The sequence below is a fragment of the bacterium genome (assembly GCA_035295165.1).
Classification (GTDB): domain Bacteria; phylum Sysuimicrobiota; class Sysuimicrobiia; order Sysuimicrobiales; family Segetimicrobiaceae; genus JAJPIA01.
This window is the reverse complement of sequence record DATGJN010000116.1, coordinates 1-17,253: the sequence shown is the minus strand read 5'-3', so window position 1 is coordinate 17,253 and position 17,253 is coordinate 1. Positions and strand designations below refer to the sequence as shown.

Genomic DNA, 17,253 nt, shown 5'->3' with positions numbered 1-17,253 from the left:
CGCGCGCGATGGGGATCCCGTCGGCTCGAGCCTACCGCCTGCGCGCGAGCAGCACGCCGTCTCTGAGCGGCACGATCACGCCGAAGAACTCCGGATCGGCGAACACGGCCCGCGTCAGCGTGCGGACGCCCTCCGTGTCCGCGTCCGTCGCGGCCGCGTCCATCACCGCGCCGTGCCACACCATGTTGTCGACGATCATGAGGCCCCCCGGCGCCAGGCGTGGTTTGATCACCGGGAGCGACGCCGGATAGCCGTCCTTGTCGATGTCGTTGAAGATGATGTCGAACGGTCCGTCCGCCTGCCGCAGTTCCGCCACCGCCTCGCCGACGTGGAACCGGACCACCCCGTCGAGCCCGAGGCGTTCGAGGTATCCGCGCGCGTCATTGGACAGCGCCTCGTCCCAGACGACGTGGTGCACCTCGCCGCCGCCGTTGTCCCGCACGCCCATCGCGAACCAGGCCGTGGAGTATCCGAACCCCGAGCCCATCTCGAAGATCCGGCGGGCGCCCCCGAGGCGGGTCAGCAGATAGAGCAGGTGTCCAACCGCCGGGCCGACGATCGGGAAGCGGCTTGCGCCGGCGCGCGCTTCCATCTCCTGGAGCACCTCGTGGCGCGGCGGCAGGATGCCTTCGAGGTAGGCGGACACCGTGCGTGCATCGAGCGAGCGGGTCATGACGACCTCCCAGACGGTGGAGTCTGCACCGAGCCTGCCGCGGGGACGGCGACCCGCCGTCCCGATGTCGCGGCGTCGAGGAGCGCGTCGCACACTCGCGCGCACGCCCACCCGTCTGCAAATGTCGCCGCGACGGGTTCCGTCGGGACGCCGGCGATGAGGCGGGCGAGCGCGTCGAGTTGATGAGTGAATGCGTGCTCCCACCCGAGGGTGTGCCCCGGCGGCCACCAGCGGCCGCCGTAGGGATGGTCGCGTTCTGTGACGAGCACGTCGGCGAGTCCCCGCGCCGCGCTGTCGCCGTGGTAGACGCGGAGCTCGTTCAGGCGCTCGAGATCGAACACGAGCGTGCCGCGTTCGCCGTTCACCTCGAACGTCAGGAGGTTCTTGCGGCCCGGGCACATCCCACTGGCTTCGAGCGTGCCGATCGCGCCGTGCTCGAGCTCGATCGTCGCCGCGATCGCGTCCTCCACGGTCACGCGCGCCGTCGCACCGTCCGCCGGACGCTCCGGGACGTACGTGCGCAGCGTCGCGGTCACCGCGACAACGGGCCCGACGAGAAAATGCGCGAGATCCACGGCGTGGGAGGCGAGGTCGCCCGTGACTCCGCTCCCGGCGGCGGCCTGGTCGTGCCGCCACCCGAACGGCGACGATGGATCCACGAGGGAATCGTCGCTGTATCGACAACGGAAGTGGTACACGCGGCCGACCCCGCCTTCCGCGATCAGTCGACGTGCCAGGAGGACCGCGGGCACGAACCGGTAGTTGAATCCGCACACGGCGGGGGGCCCCGCGTCGCGGGCCGCCCGCGCCATCGTCTCGGCCTCCGAGGCGGTGCGCCCGAGCGGTTTCTCGCACAGGACGGCTTTCCCGGCGCGGAGGGCGGCGAGGCTCGGAGCCGCGTGCAGGTCATTCGGCGCGGCGTTCACCACCAGGTCCACCTCGGGATCCTCGACGAGCTGTTCCCAATGCGGTGTCCAGCGCGCGGCGCCAAACTGGGCCGCGGCGTTGGCTACCTCGCGATCGCGCCGTCCGGCGATCGCCACGAGCCGAAGCCCGGCGGGCGCGTCGGCGAAAACCTCGCCGTGGCGCCGGAGCGCAGTGAGATGCGCCTTGGCCACGCCCGCGTAGCCGATGACGCCCACCCCGAGAACGCGCCCCACGCGGACCGCCTAGGCGAGCGCGGATGCGACCTTGCGAATGCCGCGGACGATGTCGGCGTTGTCACGCTCGGTGAACAGGGGGTGGAGATCGATGTGGATCGTCCGCTTGAGCAGGTCATCCGACCTCGGAAACATTCCCTTCTCGAGCCGCGCCTGTCCCTGGTAGTGCGGACAGTCCCAGGCGCAGGGCCGCTTCGCGAACATTCGGCGCTTGATGATCTGGTCGAAGTGGTAGTACACGTGCTGACCGCTGTCCCACGCCACGCCGTTTTGGATTCCTTCGGCGCCGAGCGCCTTGCTGAAGCGCCGCGCGTCGTCCGCGGTCGGCAAGAAGAACATCAAGGTCGCCCCGGTGTCACCCGCCGCGTCTGGCAGGGGCCGCACCGACACCCCAGGCGTGCCGGTCAACCCGTCGAGGATCATCGCCTTGTGCGCGCGCATCTGCTCGATGATCCATTCGATCCGGCGAAGCTGCACGAGGCCGATCGCCCCGGTGATCTCATTCATCCGGTAGTTGACGCCGATCATGAGCGGGTTGCCGGCCGGGATCGTTTCATCCAACTCCTCGATCCTCATCGAGCCCTGATCGTGGTAGCGGAACGCGCGTTCGTACAGGGTCGGGTCGGCGGTCGCCACCACGCCGCCTTCCCCCGTCGTGATGACCTTGTGGTACTGGAGGCTGAACGCGCCGATGTCGCCGAGCGTGCCGAGGCGACGCCCCCGATACCGGCCGCCGACGGCCTGGGCCGCGTCCTCGAGGATGCGGAGGTGATGTCGCCGCGCGAGGTCCAGCAGCGGGTCCATGTCCGCCCCGGCGCCGCGCATGTGCACGGGCAGGAGCGCCGCCGTGCGCGGCGTGACCGCCGCCGCGGCGGCAGTCGGGTCCATCGTCAGCGACTCGTCGATGTCCGCGAACACTGGCACGGCGCCGACGGCAACGACCGCGTTGATCGTGGCCACCCAGGTGTAGGTCGGGACGATCACCTCGTCGCCCGGTCCCACACCGAGCGCGGAGAGTCCCGTGATCAGGGCCGCGGTGCCCGACGTGACGGCGACGGTGTACCGCGTGCCCATCGCCTTGGCGAATGCATGCTCGAACTGCGTGACGCGTCCGAGCGGCCGGGGTCCGTAGTGGCGGAACAGGCTCTGGCTGTCCAGCACCTCCATCACGGCCGCTTTCTCCTCGTCGCCGATCAGGAGACCGCCCGGGTAGCCCGGGAGGAGCGGGGTGGTGCGGATCGGCGTACCGCCCTCGATGGCAAGAGATTCTCCAGCGTGCCGCCTCATGGTTTCCCTCCTGTCGTCCCGCGCGCGATGAGCGAGTTCGGAAGCACGATAGGGCCTCGATCGGGAAGTTGCCCGTGAATCCACCGTAGCAGCATCTCCGCGGCCACGCGCCCCATTTCCTCTTTCTGCACGCGGACCGTGGTCAGCGGAGGATTGATCAGCACGGCCAGATCGATGTCGTCCATCCCGACGATCGACACGTCGCGGGGGACGTCCAGCGCTCGATCACGCGCCGCGCGGACCACGCCGAGGGCGATGGCGTCTGTTGCCGCGACGACCGCCGTCGGACGATGTGACATCGCGAACAGCGAGGTCGCCGCCTGCCGCGCGCGGTCCGTGTCGATCGGCACGGCGATCTCGATCGCCGGGTTCCGGTTGAGTCCGGCGTCCCGCAGTCCTCTCAGGTACCCCTGCCTGACGTTTCGCCCGAACGGATACGACACGTCCGCGCCGACGAGCGCGATGCTCACGTGGCCCAGAGCGGTGAGGTGTTGAACGGCTAGGTACGCGCCGGCTTCGTCGTCGTTGACGACCGCGGGAGCCGGCAGGTCGGGGATGTAGTTGTCCACGAGCACGATGGGGATCTGCAAGTCGAGCGTTTCTCGAACCCACCGCGGATCCGCGGCGCCGATCGCCAGGACGCCGTCGACTTCACGTCCCAGGGCAAGGTTGACGAACTGCGGCGGCTGCGTGTCGCCGCGCGTCGCCGGTGCAACGAGCATACGGTAACCTGCCTCGTCGCAGATCCCGGCGACCCCGGTCAGTACGACGCGGTAGAACAGATCCGAGAACATGCCCTTGACGTTCTGCCCGGGAACGATCGCGACGCACTCGGACCGCCCGAGCGACAACCGCCGCGCGGCCGCGTGCGGAGTGTAGCAAAGCTGATTGGCCGCAGCACGGACTCTCGCCCTAGTTTCAGAGCTGATGCGGGCACGTCCGCTCAGCGCCTGGGAAGCCGTCGGGATCGACACATGGGCAAGCCCGGCTACCTGCGCGAGCGTCGCTCGAGGTCCCGCCATGGCCTTCTTCTCCCGACATCGACGCAAACATTCTCCGTCGACCTCGATTAGATTGTTTCAGACCCAGTGACAGTTGTCAAATCGGTTTGGCAACGCCTCAGAATCGCAAGGTAATGCAGGAATCCGTTATTGGACCTGGGGTGCCCCTGGCCGCGTCCGGAGGCGCTCGAGATGCTCCGGCCGGGGGGATTGTTGGTCGACGCCTTGAACTTCTGAGATTCGGGCGCGGTTTCCGTAATAACCTCCGCCGGCATCTTTGCTCCAAGAGTGTTCGGCTGATCGGCGGCGGCGAGGAGAAGGGAAGCTACGGCCCCGGCATACGGCAGATGGTGCGATACATGCGGCACGATCCGATCGGGACACTGGTGTTTCACCGCTTCTCGCTGTTCGATGTCGAGACGGCCGTTCGCATGTCCATTGCACCGAACTCCTTGACGGTCGTGCTCGAGCCATGGGCGTGAAGGTGGGGCTGATCGGGGCCGGGTTGATGGGGCGGCGCCACCTCGATGCCTTGTCGCGCGACGCCCGGGTGCAGATCGTCGGCGTCGCTGACGTCGCCGAGGCAACCGCCCGCGACGCCGCGGCGAAAATCGGCGCCGCTCCCTGCCGCGATCTTGCACAGCTCGCCGCGCTGGGCGTAGAGGCCGTCTTCGTGACGCTTCCGAACGTGTACCATGGTCCGGTCGTCCTCGACGCGCTCGCCCGAGGCCTGCACGTCTTCTCCGAGAAGCCGATGGCGATCACCTTGGATGAGGGACGGGCCATCGTCGAGCAGGTCCGCCACGGGCGTGCCGTCTACCAGATGGGATTCAACCGACGCTGGGCCCCGGCGTACCGGTTCCTTCGCAGGCAGATCGACGCGGGGTTCGAGCCGTACTCCGCAAACGTGAAGATGAACGACGGAGACATGCTGACCCCAAGCTGGTACACCAACGTGGCGGTTTGCGGTGGGTTCATGTACGATACCGCGGTGCACCTGATGGACATGATCGCGTGGCTGATCGGGCCGGTCGAGACGGTGTCCGCGCTCGGACGCCGGAGCTGTTACCCCGACTACGACGACATCGCGATGCTGCTGCGGTGCCGGGGCGACCGGCCGGTCGCGCTGACGACGTGCGGCCACGCGTCGTGGGCGGCACCGCAGGAGCGAGTCGAGCTCTACGGCGACCATGCGCTGCTCACGTCCGAAGATCTCGATCGCGTGCGGCTGACGACCCGCGAGACGCCGGAAGCCGAGTGGCAGCAACTGCCCGCGGCGGACGATCTCACGCGCTGGGGATACGTCGATGAGGACCGTGCGTTCATCGACGCGTGTGCGGGGGAAGGCGCGCCCCCGGTCGGCGTGGACGACGCGTTTCACAGTCTGGCCATCCTGACCGCGGCGTACGAGAGCCTACGCGGAGGCGGAGGACCCGTCTCCGTCGTCGAGAGGTGAGACGATGTACCTAGCGTGCAGTTCCCAGTCCTACGATGACGCGCTCGCGGCCGGCCACCTGACCTTGACCGACTGGTTTCGGCTCGCGGCCGAGGATCTCGGGCTCTCCGCAGTCGAGCTGGAGGACAAACATATTGGGGAGCCGACGCCGGCGCGCCTCGACGATCTGCGCGCGGCTGCCGCGCGCTACGGGCTCGAGATCGTCGACATCGCCCTGATGAACAACTTCGGGGTTGAAGATGCGAACCGGCGCACCCGGGAGGAGTCCCGCACCGTCGAGTGGATGGCCGCGTCCCGGCGTCTCGGCTCCCGCTTCCTGCGCACCTTCGCCGGCTGGCCGGAGGGAGATCGCGCGGCGCGTTGGCCCACCATGCTGGCGTCCCTGCGGGCGGTGTGCGCCAGGGCGGAACAGACCGGCGTCCGGCTGGTCATGGAGAATCACAACCACGGCGGCTTCGTGCAGACCGCGGCGGACGTGGAGGCGATTCTTGCTGGTGTCGGCAGCCCGGTCCTCGGGCTGCTGCTCGATACCGGGAACTACCTCGACGGGATGCCGTCGATCGTCCGAACGGCATCGCGCGCCTGGCACGTGCATGCCAAGTGTACGCGTATCGCCCCGGACGGCCGCGACGAGCGTGTGGACAACGACGGCGCATTGCGTATCCTCGCCGAGGCGGGATATGCGGGATGCGTCTCGGTCGAGTATGAGGGCGAGGAGGCCGGCCACACGGCCGTGCCCCGTGCCGTGGCACGTCTACGCAGCGCACTCGGCGCGTAGGACGCGGCTGGCTCCAGAGGCTCCCCCGGTGGCTCGCCGCCCTCAGATCTGCGTGGTTGGGTCGTCGAACGTCGACCTGATCGCGCGCGTGCCGAGGTTTCCGCGACCCGGTGAGACGCTCGAGGGCCGCTCGTTCCACATCGGGTACGGGGGCAAAGGCGCCAATCAGGCTGTGATGGCCGCCAAGCTCGGCGCCCGCGTCACGATGGTCACACGTGTGGGCCGGGACGCGTTCGGGGACGGCTTGGTGCGCAACTTCACGCAGCACGGGATCGACACGACGCATGTGCACGTGGACGAGGAGCGCTCGTCGGGCGTGGCGCCGATCCTAGTGGACGACGCCGCGGAGAACGAGATCGTGATCGTGCCCGGCGCGAACCACGGTCTCTCACCCGACGACGTGCGCCGCGCCGTGGCGGCGCTCCAGGCGGCGGACGTCGTGATCGGCCAGCTCGAGGTGCCGATCGCGGCGACGCTCGAAGCGTTCCGCGCGGCGCGGACCGCAGGCGTACGGACGATCCTGAACCCGGCTCCGGCCGCCCCTCTTTCGGACGATCTTCTCGCGCTGACCGATCTCTGCGTTCCGAATGAGGCAGAGGCGGAGTTACTGACCGGGCGTTCCGTCGCCGGTGTCGACGCGGCAGCGGCGGCCGCCGGCGCGCTGCGCGCGCGCGGCGCGCGCACGGTGATCATCACGCTTGGACGACGCGGGAGCCTGCTCGTCGATGCGGACGGCCCGCACCATGTTCCCGCGATCCCGGTCGAGGCCGTGGATGCGACGGGCGCGGGTGACGCGTTCATCGGCAGCCTCGCCGTGTTTCTCGCGGAAGGGCACACGGCGCGCGAGGCCGCGCGGCGGGCGAGCGCGGTCGCCGCGCTGTCCGTGACCGCGCTCGGCGCTCAGGGCGCGTTCCCGGACCGCGCCGCGGCGGACGCGTTTCTTGTCGCCCGCGGGATGACGTGACGGGATGATGACCGTGCTCGTGTCGGGAGCGCGCGGGTTGATCGGATCCGCGCTGGTCCGCGATCTCCTCGCCGCGGGCGATCACGTGGTCCGGCTCACGCGGGCGAGCGGGACCCTGGCGGCGGATGAGGTCGCCTGGGAGCCGGGCGCGGGGCGGATCGACGCCACCCGGTTGAAGGGCGTCGACGCGGTCGTGCATCTTGCCGGCGAGAGCATCGCCCAGGCGCGGTGGACGGCGGAGCGCAAGGCGAGGATCTGGCGCAGCCGCGTCGACGGTACGATGCTCCTGGCCCGCGCGCTCGCGGGCGTCGCCAGTCCGCCTGCAACGATGGTGTGCGCGTCGGCCGTCGGGTACTATGGAGACCGCGGCGACGAGATCCTGCGAGAGGAGAGCCGTCCCGGGACGGGGTTTCTGGCAGATCTGTGCCGCGAGTGGGAGACGGCGGCGGAACCCGCGCGCGCCAGGGGAATTCGGGTCGCACACCTGCGAACGGGGACGGTGCTGTCCCGGGATGGCGGTGCGCTGCCACGGCTACTCCCGCTGTTCCGGTTCGGTCTCGGCGGCGCGATCGGGAGCGGGCGACAATATATGAGCTGGATCACGCTCGCCGACGCGGTCGGGGCGATCAGGCACATCCTCGCGCGGGACGAGCTCGCCGGGCCGGTGAACCTCGTCTCGCCGCGCCCCGTCACCAATCGCGAGTTCACCCGCGACCTGGCTCGCGCCGTGCGGCGCCCCGCGGTGCTGCCGGTGCCGGCGCCGATATTGCGCCTGGTGTTCGGCGAACTCGCCGATGAAACGCTGCTGGCCAGCACCCGCGCCGCGCCGGCGCGGCTGCTGGCAACCGGATACACGTTCCGGCTGCCCGGCCTCGAGGGCGCGCTCGCGGCGCTTCTCAACTGACCCCTCGGTGATGCGGGCGCCGCTCCCTGAGCGGTGATGCGCTGGCGTCGATACGGCGCGGGCGGTAAGATACAGGCATGGCCGCCGCCCGTCCCGCCGTGCTTGTTCTCGACCCCCGCGACACCGTCGCCGTGGCGGTGACACCGCTCCAACCGGGCAGGATGGTCGAAGCGGTCCGCGGCGACGGGCCCGTACGCGTCAGCGTCGACGCATTGATCCCGTTCGGGCACAAGATTGCGATCGCGCCGATGGACGTCGGCGATCCCATAGTGAAATATGGCGAGGTGATCGGGTACGCGCTCGCCGCGATTCGTCCCGGGCAGCACGTCCACGTGCACAACGTCCGCAGCGACCGTGCGGGGGCCGGCCATGCATGAGACCCCACCGGACCTACTGCGAGCGCGACGCCGGCCGGGCGGGGCCTGTGGGATCCGCCACCACCTACTCGTCATCCCCTCCGTGCTCTGCTCCGCGCAGGCGGCGAAGATCATCGCCGAGGGGATCCCCGGCGCGATCGCGATCGAACATCAGCACGGGTGCTCTCAACTCGGCGGCGACGCGCGTCTAACCGAGCAGATTCTGACCGGGCTCGGCACCCATCCCAACGTCGCGGGCACGCTTGTGGTTGGGCTTGGCTGCGAGACGGTCCAGGGCACATCGCTGTACCGAGCGATCGAGGCCCGCGGGCAGCGCGCCGCGTTCGTCGGCATCCAGCAGGCCGGTGGGACCCTCGCGGCCATCCGCGCCGGCCGCGAGGCGCTCGCTCGTCTGCGCGACACGGCGGCGGTCGACCCCGAAGGACCGGTCGCCTGGGGTGACCTTTGTGTCGGCATCGAGGCCGCGTGGTTGTCCCTTCCGCAGGTCCAGGCGGCCGTGTTCGTGGAGGTGATCAGGCGGTTGTTGACGGCGGGCGCCACCGTCGTGCAGGCGGTCCCGCAATCTCGCGCAGGGTCTCCCGCGACGGCGATCGTTCCACCATTGCTGGCGCCGCTAGCGTCCCGTGCAATCCCGTATGCTCACGCGGTCGCCGGATCGGCGGATGTCGCGGCTGCTGTCCCCGCGTCGCGCCTATTTCTCATGCCGGCCCCCGAAACGAGGATCGCGCAAAAGACCGGGCTCGCGGCGGTCGGTGCACACGTTGTCCTCTCCGCGTTGATCGAGGGCCTGCCCGCGGGTTGCCCGGTGGCGCCCGTCGTGCACGTGGGCGTCGTCCCCGCCGCGCGCGCGTTTGCCGAGGACGTCGAGGTCATGCTCGATGTCGAGCCGGACGCCGGCGCGGCGCCGGCGATCGTGCGCGCGCTGGAGGATGGCTGCCGTGAAGAGACGGTCGTGGAAGCGCTCGGGACGTTCGAGATGGCAATTCACCGAATCGCCCCCACGATGTGAACGCCGATGGATGCGATCCCGCTCTTTCGCCGCGGGAACGGTCGATGGGGGACCCGTAACCACGTGCTCGTGATGCCGCTTGTCGCCGCGGCGTCCGGAGTGGCGCGGGCGATTGCCCACGGCACGGGTGCGACCTGGGTGGAGCACGACTACGAACCCGAGCCCGACGATCTTGCTCAGAATGTCGCGCGTGTCTCGCGCACGTTCGTGGGCTTCGCCACGAACCCAAACGTCGCGGCGGTGTTGCTCGTCGCCGATACCGCGCGGCACGCCTCCGCGCTGGACGCGGTCCGCGCGGAGGGGCAGCGCGCAGATCTCGTTGTGGTCGCGGAGTCGGGCGGCCTGCGCGGTGCTATCAGGTCCGGACGCGCCCGCCTCGTGCCGCTCCTTGCGAAGGCCGCGGCGGCCGCGCGGGAGCGCGCGCCAGTCGGCGCGCTCATGCTGGGGACGGAATGCGGGGGGTCGGACGCGCTGTCCGGTATTACCGCGAACCCCGCGCTCGGAGACGCCAGCGACCTGCTCGTGGACGCCGGCGGTACAGTGATTCTCGCGGAGACGACCGAACTGATCGGCGCCGAGCACTTGCTGGCGCGGCGGGCGGTGAACCCCGCGGTCGCCGATGCGATCTACCGGATCATCCACCGCTACGAGGCGGTCGTTCGCGCCCACGGGGAAGACATCCGCGGCGCCAACCCTGCGCCCGGGAACATCGAGGGCGGGCTGACCACCATTGAGGAGAAGTCGCTCGGGGCCGCCAAGAAGGGGGGCACCCGACCGATTCACGAGGTGATCGAATACGCGGTACGTCCAGGCGCGCGCGGGCTCGTGATCATGGATACTCCGGGAAACGACGTCGAGCAGATGGTCGGCATGACCGCCGCGGGTTGTCAGATCGCCGCGTTCACGACCGGCCGCGGAACGCCGACCGGGTCCCCGATCATCCCCGTGATCAAGATCGCGACCAATTCGCATACCGCCGCGCGCATGCGGGACAACATCGACGTCGACGCCGGGCTGATCCTGGACGGTCGGGAAACGCTGCGCAGCATGGGGCAGCGCATCTTTGACAAGATTCTCGCGGTCGCCTGGGGGGAACTGACAAAGGCCGAGCAGCTCGGCCATCGTGAGTTCTCTGTGAGCCGCTATCCGTTCGCGGCGCTCGGCCCGGCCGCAAGGTAGACCTGCGCATGGGGGTACCGAGTGCCTCCGCGGCGCGCGCCGGTCGCGTCAGCGTGGCGCCACCATCGTTGTCGTTCACACTGGGGGTTGCGAGAGTGTCCATAGGTCGGATATAATCGAAGCCGGGCTCGTCACAAGGCGGAGCGGCGCTCTGGGTGCGGCGGGGCGCGACACGACAGGGTGTGCAAGAGTGGGGACGTAGCTCAGCTGGGAGAGCGCCTGAATCGCACTCAGGAGGTCGGCGGTTCAAATCCGCTCGTCTCCACCAAGTAAATAAAGGCTTTCCGCTCGATAGTTGCTTAGCCGCACCTCCGTGCTACAGCCAAACTACAGCCAATCACTGTCCGTCGGGCACGCCGGCCACGGTCGCGGCGCCCGCCCGGCGAGACATTGGTCACGACGATCATCGTCGTCGACCCAGAGACCGGGATCACCGGGATGCGCTGCGACTGCCGAGGCCACCTGTTCCCCGGTCCCCTGGACGGGGATGGGAATAGGGGAGGGCACGCACAATGCCCCGGACCTGCACCGTCTGCCGGCACCCCCAGCGTCCGAGCATCGACGAGGCCCTACTCGCCGGGCAGGCGTTCCGCGACATAGCGCGACGGTGTCGCGTTTCCAAGGACGCCCTGGCGCGCCACAAGGCCCACGTGCCCGCAACGCTTGCCAAGGCCCGCGAGGCCCGAGAAACCTCCCGCGCCGACAGCCTCCTGGCGAGCATCACGGCGCTGCGGGAACGGCTGGAGCGGGCTTTGGAGGCGAGCCAGACGGCCAAGGACGTCGCCTCGCTCGCCCGCGAACTGCGCGAGACCTTGCGCCTCCTGCTCGAACTCGAGGGTCGACTGCGGCACGGAACGCAGGTGCAGGTCGCCGTCTCGCTGGTCGCGTCGCCGGAGTGGCAACGGCTTCTGCCGCGGATCGTTGTCGCACTCGCGCCGTTTCCTGACGCGAGAGAGGCCGTGCTCGCGGCGATCGAGGGAGAAGACACCGGCCCGGGTCCGTCGCGTACGCTGGCGGCGCACGGAGAGGCCGTAGCGGCCAACATCACGGCGAGCGCCGCCCCCGAACCATGAACGAACTCGCTCAAGCGCTCGCCGCGGCGCTTCACACGCCATCGTGGGTCACAATCGCGCGCCCCGCGCAGCTTCCGCCTGCGATCGACTGGCGGATCTGGCTGCTGCTCGGCGGTCGGGGCAGCGGCAAGACGAGAAGCGCGAGCGAGTATGTGGCCGCCGAGGTCGCCTCCGGCGGCGCGCGGCACGTCGCTGTCGTGGGCCGCACCGCCGCCGACGTGCGCGACGTGATGGTCGAGGGGCCCTCAGGTTTGCTCGCGATCGCGCCCGGGTGGTTCCGGCCGTCCTACGAGCCCAGCAAGCGCCGCCTCACGTGGCCGAACGGAGCGATGGCGACGGCGTTCAGCGCCGACGAACCGGACCTGCTCCGCGGGCCGCAGCACGATCTCGCGTGGGCCGACGAGCTCGCGGCATGGGAGAAGCCCGATGAGGTGTGGGCGAACCTCATGCTTGGGCTGCGGCTCGGTGCGGCGCGGTGCGTGGTCAGCACGACCCCGCGGCCGATTCCGCTCATCCGCGATCTCGTGAGCCGGGACGGGACCGATGTGGCGCTTGGGCGCATGACGACGTTCGAGAACCTCCCGAACCTCTCGCCCGCGTTCGCGGCGGACATCGTCACCCGATACGCGGGCACCACAGGAACTCTACGCAGAGTTGCTGCTCGACACCGCAGGCGCCTTGTGGACGCGCGAACTCCTCGAGCAGACGCGCCTCCGGTACGCTCCGCACCTCGCGCGTGTGGTGGTGGGCGTCGACCCCTCAGTCGCCGCATCGTCCGAAGGCAGTGCTGAGTGCGGCATCGTGGTCGCGGGCGTGGACCGCCAGCAACCGCCGCACGCCTACGTGCTCGAGGACGCGAGCCTCCGCGCCTCGCCCGATACCTGGGCCCACCGGGTCGTCACCGCCTATCGGGGCCATCAGGCCGACCGCGTCATCGCCGAGGGCAACCAGGGCGGCGAACTCGTCCGCCGCGTCCTTCAGACCGTGGACCGGAACCTCCCGGTGCGGATCGTCACGGCCGCGCGGTCGAAGCAGGCGCGGGCCGAGCCGATCGCGGCGCTGTACGAGCAGGGCCGCGTGCATCACGTAGGCCTGTTCGCGGGCCTTGAGCAGCAACTATGCTCCTGGGTGCTGGGCGCGGGCGAGTCGCCGGACCGGCTCGACGCGCTCGTGTGGGCCGTGTGGGCGCTCGTGGTCGAGCCGGCCGAGGTCGCCTGGGCGCTGTAGGTCGCGCGCACGGCGAGCGTACCGGAGCACCCGGCCGAGCCTCGCAGACGAGAGACCTCCCACAAGATCGGCGTCAACGTTTGTCTCAAAATCCAACGGCCCGAACGCATGCTCATCCTGGTACCCTCACAGTGCAAGCCTGATGTAGGCGCGCTAGGGAGACCATCCACCGGGTCGCAGCGGGCCGTGCATCCCCCAGCGTGTCGCCAGGCTCGCCAACCCGAGCATGAGCAGGATGAGGAGACCGACGACTGTTCCGAGCGCCAGACCGGCCCACCGTACGGGACGTCCGAGGTCGCGACGCATGCGATGATACTCGTCTGGTGTCAGTTCACCCTGTGCGTAGCGCGCGTCGAGGATGTCGTGGGCATTCGGACTGGAGGATCTAGGACTACTGGGAAACAGCCAGGTCGTGGCGCCGAACGCGAACGCGATCACAATCAGTACGATCGTCGTCCACACCAGCATCCACAGTCCCATACCCATGGCAGCCCCTCTCCTACGACGGCGGGGCGGCCGTGCGGACCACACCCGGGAACTCGCGACTGTCCCGCATGGTCGCCCAGTACATTAGCGGAGCACCGCCTCCCGGATAAACAGCCCGTGCCCCGTGTGGTACCACACCTGCCCACTGTACGCGTTGACGCTGAGCAACCCGGCTGTCGTGCCGTTCAGCGTGAAGTCGATCGTATAGTAGCCGGGGAACACCCTGGTGCTGCCCACCGTGGCGTTGGTCATCCGGCTGGCAAGGAACTGCTGGGCGAGCGCAGTAGCCTGCGCAGACGTCACGGACGCTGGTGTGGTCGGCCCGATCGCACCAGGACCGACCGGCGCCGCACCACCGTACATACCCCACGCGCCAGATGCACGACCGCGTCCCTTGCCATAGCCTGGTCCATAGCCAAGCGCTCCGCTCCACAGCGTACGGCCGTACTTCACGTTCCAGAGAACGTTCGGTCCACCCTGAGGAGCCACGAAGCCCGTGAACCGGTTGACGACCAACTCAAACGCGCCCGCACCCGTTGCGCCGTCCTTCACGACAACGTAGAAGTGGTTGCTGAACTCCATCACCTCTCCAACAGCGAGTCCCTGGATCCCGGTCGCCGCGACGGCGGACCGCGCCGCGTCGACGGCCTGAGCCATGGTAATCGGTTGGCCCGACCCCAGCACACCCTGCCCGCCAGCCGCAGGGCACCCGGGACGCCCCCACCCCGGTCCAGGCTGGGCCAGCACGGGCATGGCGCTGACCGCCAAGAGACTCACCACCGCAAGAGCGACAACCCAACGCCTCCGCATCTTACTACCTCCTCCGTCCGGCCTCATGGGCCTTCGACACTCTCAGCATACGGCCGCCCCGTGAGGCTACCGTGCCGCTCGGATGAAGATTGTGTGAAGGTGGATTAGGCGAGAATCGGCAGGGTGATCACGAACGTCGTCCCGCGGCCGAGACCGAGACTGTTGGCGTAAATGCGTCCGCCGTGGGCTTCGACGAGATAGCGGGCGATCGTGAGCCCGACGCCGCTCCCACCGTTGGCTCGTGCTCGGGATCGATCGACCCGGTAGAATCGATCGAACACACGGGAGAGGTCCGCGGGGGCAATCCCAATGCCGCTGTCGCGGATCGTAACCTCCACGCTCTCATCACTCCGTCGAGCCCGCACCTCGACGCGACCGCGAGGGGCGGTGTACTGGAGCGCGTTGCCGAGCACGTTGGAGAGGACCTGGCCAATCCGGTCCGGATCAGCGTGGATCATTGGCAGATCGTGCGGCACGTCGACGATCAGCGCAACCGTCTTTTCCCGAAACTGCGGGCGCAACCGTACCACAGCCGCATCCACCAGTTGCCACGGTTCCACGGGATGCTTCTGCAACGTGATTTGCCCCGCGTCAGCCCGAGACAGTCCTTGCAGATCGTCCACCAGCCGTCCGAGACGCATCGCCTCGCGATAGATGCGCTGCAGGTTGTCGTTCTCCGCAGGGATGACTCCGTCCACCATCGCCTCAGCATACCCGGCGATGCCCGCGAGCGGGGTGCGCAGTTCGTGTGCGACATCACCGATCAGTTGTTGACGCCGGCGTTCAGTATGCTCAAGGGCCTCAGCCATGCGGTTGAACTGGATCGCGAGTTGCCCGATCTCGTCATCAGAATGGACCGGGACACGCTCCGAGTACTGCCCATCCGCGATTCGGGCGCTCGCCGATCGCATCGTCGCGATCGGTTCGGCGATTCGGCGAGCCACGAAGACGCTAACCGCAGCCGCGATGAGGACGGCGGCGACTGCGGAGGTAGCGAGGGCGGCGTTCATCGCCCCGGTAAATGAGGCGATGAGGCCGGCCATGATCTGGGGGTTCGGGCCAACGAGACGCGCCATCGCGGCCTCGTGTTCGGAGAATGCTGCGGGGGCCAGCATCTGCGCCGCCGTCCAGAGCACCACCGCCCCGACGGCGACCGTCAGGAGATACGACGCGAGCAGTTTCCACCGCAGAGACCGCCGGAGTAGTCTCACGACGGCTCGTCCGCGAACCGGTAGCCTACGCCGCGCACGGTCTGCAGGAGGCGAGCGTGCGCTGCATGATCCCCGAGTTTGCGGCGCAACTCTTTGATGTGTGCGTCGACGACGCGCGCGTCTCCGAAAAAGTCGGCCCCCCACACCCTTGCGAGCAGTTGTTCCCGGGTCAGTACGCGCCCGGGATGGGCCGCTAATGCATACAGGAGGTCAAACTCCAGGGCGGTCAGCGACACCGACGAGTGTCCTCGCCAGACTTCTCGCCGCGCGGGGTTGATGCGCAACGTACGGAAAGTAAGCGGACTTGAAATCCCTTCGTCTTGGCCGCGCATGCGACGGAAGATCGCGCGGATGCGGGCGGTGAGTTCGCGCGCACTGAACGGCTTGGTCACGTAGTCGTCAGCACCCACGGTAAGTCCGATCACCTTGTCAGTCTCGTCTGCCTTTGCGGTCAAGAGCACGACATAGGTGGGAGACTCCTGGCGCACCCGGCGGAGCACCTCGATCCCGTCAATGCCGGGGAGCATGATGTCTAGCACCAGGACGTCCGGTTGGAACTGAGGCACTTTCCTGAGAGCGTCCTCACCGTTGGCGGCGACGTCCACTTCGAACCCTTCCTTTGACAGGTACGCGCGCAGCAACGTCGTGATTTTCTCATCATCGTCAACAACGAGGACTTTGCCGGCGACCATCGCAACTGTACCTCGACACACCGTTCGGTTAGTCGTTCACACGCCCTTAATTGACTTTACATATCCAATCTTTGGCCGCGTATCGGTTGCGCACCCGATTCCCGCATGGGGCTAATTAGTACCTACATCTACACTTGGGTGGCCAATCCATAGCCCGCGCCCGTCTGGGGAAGCCGCTTGTAGCGTCCACACCATCCGTCTCTCCGCGTTTCGTTGCGCGATGCCTCCTTGCTTGGCGTGCTCGTGGCGCTGGCGTTGTTCCCGTGTCCCGAGGCCCTCATCGCCTCCGGCTGGTCTGAAATCCGGTTGAGACCCGATGTCCCGTGCACCCCTCCGTCGTATGCTGCAGGTAGGCGCGGAGTATCTAGCCCCGCGACCTCGGGGTCTTTGGAATGGCGCGGCCGTCGTTAGTAGCGAGTCAATCATTTGACCATTCGCCCGCAGGCGTGCTGGTTCGGCCTCCCGAACGCACGAACGGCCGGCCGGCAGCATCGCCCGGTGCGCGCGGGACGGACGCCGAGGGCTGGCTCGCGCATCTGTGGCCCGGTGCGCAGCCGGTGCTCTGCGCGCTGCTGCTGATCGCGGGGCGTGTCGTCGAGCGCGCCGCCCCAGGGCCGGCGGTCGTCCTGTACGCGCTCTCGTATCTTGCCGGGGGAACCGGCAGCGCGCTCACCGCCTGGAGCGCGCTGCGGGAACGCCGCATCGACGTCAACCTGCTGATGCTGCTCGCTGCGCTGGGGGCGGCGTACCTCGGGGCCTGGACGGAAGGTGCGATCCTGCTCTTCCTCTTCTCGACCAGCAACGCGTTGGAGTTCTACGTGATGCGCCGTACGCGGCGGGCGATCCGCTCGCTCACTAGTGTACCCTCCAGGAGAGAAGAGGAAAGAGCGCGGTCATGTGCGGATGAAGGGAGTGCCTCTGGTGCCGTTCCGAGGAGGGCCTAGCTCGCTTGCGGTTCGACCGCCA

Annotated in this window: 20 protein-coding genes and 1 tRNA gene; 13 read left to right on the top strand and 8 right to left on the bottom strand. The window is 68.6% G+C overall.

Annotated features, from left to right (window positions below):
• Nucleotides 1-31: 31 nt before the first annotated feature.
• The 4 genes from VKZ50_20790 to VKZ50_20775 are packed head-to-tail and all read right to left on the bottom strand — an operon-like array spanning nt 32 to nt 4,142.
• Nucleotides 32-673, bottom strand: coding sequence for an O-methyltransferase (locus VKZ50_20790; GenBank protein HLJ62165.1), 642 nt, complete (start codon nt 671-673; stop codon nt 32-34).
• On the bottom strand, nt 670-1,833 hold the full coding sequence (locus VKZ50_20785; GenBank protein HLJ62164.1) for a Gfo/Idh/MocA family oxidoreductase: 1,164 nt from the start codon (nt 1,831-1,833) through the stop codon (nt 670-672). The genes VKZ50_20790 and VKZ50_20785 overlap by 4 nt, the downstream gene beginning before the upstream one ends.
• A gap of 9 nt (nt 1,834-1,842) precedes the next feature.
• Complete coding sequence (locus VKZ50_20780; GenBank protein ID HLJ62163.1) at nt 1,843-3,120, bottom strand: aminotransferase class I/II-fold pyridoxal phosphate-dependent enzyme; 1,278 nt, start codon at nt 3,118-3,120, stop codon at nt 1,843-1,845.
• Nucleotides 3,117-4,142, bottom strand: a complete 1,026-nt coding sequence (locus tag VKZ50_20775; GenBank protein ID HLJ62162.1) for a LacI family DNA-binding transcriptional regulator — start codon at nt 4,140-4,142, stop codon at nt 3,117-3,119. Before VKZ50_20775 ends, VKZ50_20780 begins: the two co-directional genes overlap by 4 nt.
• Nucleotides 4,143-4,480: 338 nt before the next feature.
• Between VKZ50_20775 and VKZ50_20770 the strand changes: the two genes are divergently transcribed.
• From VKZ50_20770 to VKZ50_20715, 12 genes are all read left to right on the top strand, one after another.
• On the top strand, nt 4,481-4,603 hold the full coding sequence (locus VKZ50_20770) for a hypothetical protein (protein ID HLJ62161.1): 123 nt from the start codon (nt 4,481-4,483) through the stop codon (nt 4,601-4,603).
• Nucleotides 4,594-5,577, top strand: coding sequence for a Gfo/Idh/MocA family oxidoreductase (locus VKZ50_20765; protein ID HLJ62160.1), 984 nt, complete (start codon nt 4,594-4,596; stop codon nt 5,575-5,577). The genes VKZ50_20770 and VKZ50_20765 overlap by 10 nt, the downstream gene beginning before the upstream one ends.
• 4 nt (nt 5,578-5,581) lie before the next feature.
• On the top strand, nt 5,582-6,355 hold the full coding sequence (locus VKZ50_20760) for a sugar phosphate isomerase/epimerase family protein (GenBank protein HLJ62159.1): 774 nt from the start codon (nt 5,582-5,584) through the stop codon (nt 6,353-6,355).
• Between the two features lie 28 nt (nt 6,356-6,383).
• The gene (gene rbsK, locus VKZ50_20755; GenBank protein HLJ62158.1) at nt 6,384-7,319 is read left to right on the top strand and encodes a ribokinase; all 936 of its coding nucleotides are present in this window, start codon (nt 6,384-6,386) and stop codon (nt 7,317-7,319) included.
• Nucleotides 7,320-7,323: 4 nt separating this feature from the next.
• The gene (locus VKZ50_20750; GenBank protein HLJ62157.1) at nt 7,324-8,223 is read left to right on the top strand and encodes a TIGR01777 family oxidoreductase; all 900 of its coding nucleotides are present in this window, start codon (nt 7,324-7,326) and stop codon (nt 8,221-8,223) included.
• 77 nt (nt 8,224-8,300) lie between these two features.
• Complete coding sequence (locus VKZ50_20745; protein ID HLJ62156.1) at nt 8,301-8,600, top strand: UxaA family hydrolase; 300 nt, start codon at nt 8,301-8,303, stop codon at nt 8,598-8,600.
• Nucleotides 8,593-9,609 (top strand): UxaA family hydrolase, encoded by a 1,017-nt coding sequence (locus tag VKZ50_20740; protein ID HLJ62155.1) that lies wholly within the window; start codon nt 8,593-8,595, stop codon nt 9,607-9,609. The genes VKZ50_20745 and VKZ50_20740 overlap by 8 nt, the downstream gene beginning before the upstream one ends.
• Before the next feature lie 6 nt (nt 9,610-9,615).
• Nucleotides 9,616-10,788: a UxaA family hydrolase gene (locus VKZ50_20735; GenBank protein ID HLJ62154.1), complete on the top strand. Its 1,173-nt coding sequence runs from the start codon at nt 9,616-9,618 to the stop codon at nt 10,786-10,788.
• A 192-nt stretch (nt 10,789-10,980) separates the two neighbouring features.
• Nucleotides 10,981-11,056: transfer RNA gene (locus tag VKZ50_20730), tRNA-Ala, on the top strand.
• 244 nt (nt 11,057-11,300) lie between these two features.
• A complete protein-coding gene (locus VKZ50_20725) occupies nt 11,301-11,861 on the top strand; it encodes a hypothetical protein (GenBank protein ID HLJ62153.1) in 561 nt (186 codons plus the stop codon).
• Nucleotides 11,858-12,652: a terminase family protein gene (locus VKZ50_20720; GenBank protein HLJ62152.1), complete on the top strand. Its 795-nt coding sequence runs from the start codon at nt 11,858-11,860 to the stop codon at nt 12,650-12,652. The genes VKZ50_20725 and VKZ50_20720 overlap by 4 nt, the downstream gene beginning before the upstream one ends.
• Nucleotides 12,653-12,662: 10 nt before the next feature.
• Nucleotides 12,663-13,088: a hypothetical protein gene (locus VKZ50_20715; protein HLJ62151.1), complete on the top strand. Its 426-nt coding sequence runs from the start codon at nt 12,663-12,665 to the stop codon at nt 13,086-13,088.
• Between the two features lie 153 nt (nt 13,089-13,241).
• On the opposite strand, the gene VKZ50_20710 is transcribed toward VKZ50_20715, so the two are convergent.
• The 4 genes from VKZ50_20710 to VKZ50_20695 all read right to left on the bottom strand — a co-directional run bounded on the left by VKZ50_20710 (nt 13,242) and on the right by VKZ50_20695 (nt 16,287).
• Complete coding sequence (locus tag VKZ50_20710) at nt 13,242-13,574, bottom strand: SHOCT domain-containing protein (GenBank protein HLJ62150.1); 333 nt, start codon at nt 13,572-13,574, stop codon at nt 13,242-13,244.
• An 84-nt stretch (nt 13,575-13,658) separates the two neighbouring features.
• Entirely contained in the window at nt 13,659-14,384 is a 726-nt protein-coding gene (locus tag VKZ50_20705) for a hypothetical protein (GenBank protein ID HLJ62149.1), read from the bottom strand.
• A gap of 104 nt (nt 14,385-14,488) precedes the next feature.
• Nucleotides 14,489-15,595, bottom strand: coding sequence for an ATP-binding protein (locus VKZ50_20700; GenBank protein ID HLJ62148.1), 1,107 nt, complete (start codon nt 15,593-15,595; stop codon nt 14,489-14,491).
• Nucleotides 15,592-16,287 (bottom strand): response regulator transcription factor, encoded by a 696-nt coding sequence (locus VKZ50_20695; GenBank protein ID HLJ62147.1) that lies wholly within the window; start codon nt 16,285-16,287, stop codon nt 15,592-15,594. Before VKZ50_20695 ends, VKZ50_20700 begins: the two co-directional genes overlap by 4 nt.
• A gap of 392 nt (nt 16,288-16,679) precedes the next feature.
• Here VKZ50_20695 and VKZ50_20690 point away from each other — a divergent pair, with 392 nt between their 5' ends.
• Complete coding sequence (locus VKZ50_20690) at nt 16,680-17,231, top strand: hypothetical protein (protein HLJ62146.1); 552 nt, start codon at nt 16,680-16,682, stop codon at nt 17,229-17,231.
• Nucleotides 17,232-17,253: the final 22 nt, after the last annotated feature.

Excerpts from the sequence above, each read along its gene's own strand:
- VKZ50_20725 (HLJ62153.1), top strand. The coding sequence starts at position 11,301 with ATGCCCCGGACCTGCACCGTCTGCCGGCACCCCCAGCGTCCGAGCATC.
- VKZ50_20775 (HLJ62162.1), bottom strand. The coding sequence starts at position 4,142 with ATGGCGGGACCTCGAGCGACGCTCGCGCAGGTAGCCGGGCTTGCCCAT.
- VKZ50_20740 (HLJ62155.1), top strand. The coding sequence starts at position 8,593 with ATGCATGAGACCCCACCGGACCTACTGCGAGCGCGACGCCGGCCGGGC.
- VKZ50_20750 (HLJ62157.1), top strand. The coding sequence starts at position 7,324 with ATGATGACCGTGCTCGTGTCGGGAGCGCGCGGGTTGATCGGATCCGCG.
- VKZ50_20745 (HLJ62156.1), top strand. The coding sequence starts at position 8,301 with ATGGCCGCCGCCCGTCCCGCCGTGCTTGTTCTCGACCCCCGCGACACC.
- VKZ50_20705 (HLJ62149.1), bottom strand. The coding sequence starts at position 14,384 with ATGCGGAGGCGTTGGGTTGTCGCTCTTGCGGTGGTGAGTCTCTTGGCG.
- VKZ50_20770 (HLJ62161.1), top strand. The coding sequence starts at position 4,481 with ATGCGGCACGATCCGATCGGGACACTGGTGTTTCACCGCTTCTCGCTG.
- VKZ50_20690 (HLJ62146.1), top strand. The coding sequence starts at position 16,680 with ATGGCGCGGCCGTCGTTAGTAGCGAGTCAATCATTTGACCATTCGCCC.
- VKZ50_20720 (HLJ62152.1), top strand. The coding sequence starts at position 11,858 with ATGAACGAACTCGCTCAAGCGCTCGCCGCGGCGCTTCACACGCCATCG.
- VKZ50_20760 (HLJ62159.1), top strand. The coding sequence starts at position 5,582 with ATGTACCTAGCGTGCAGTTCCCAGTCCTACGATGACGCGCTCGCGGCC.
- VKZ50_20695 (HLJ62147.1), bottom strand. The coding sequence starts at position 16,287 with ATGGTCGCCGGCAAAGTCCTCGTTGTTGACGATGATGAGAAAATCACG.
- VKZ50_20780 (HLJ62163.1), bottom strand. The coding sequence starts at position 3,120 with ATGAGGCGGCACGCTGGAGAATCTCTTGCCATCGAGGGCGGTACGCCG.
- VKZ50_20790 (HLJ62165.1), bottom strand. The coding sequence starts at position 673 with ATGACCCGCTCGCTCGATGCACGCACGGTGTCCGCCTACCTCGAAGGC.
- VKZ50_20710 (HLJ62150.1), bottom strand. The coding sequence starts at position 13,574 with ATGGGTATGGGACTGTGGATGCTGGTGTGGACGACGATCGTACTGATT.
- VKZ50_20735 (HLJ62154.1), top strand. The coding sequence starts at position 9,616 with ATGGATGCGATCCCGCTCTTTCGCCGCGGGAACGGTCGATGGGGGACC.
- VKZ50_20765 (HLJ62160.1), top strand. The coding sequence starts at position 4,594 with ATGGGCGTGAAGGTGGGGCTGATCGGGGCCGGGTTGATGGGGCGGCGC.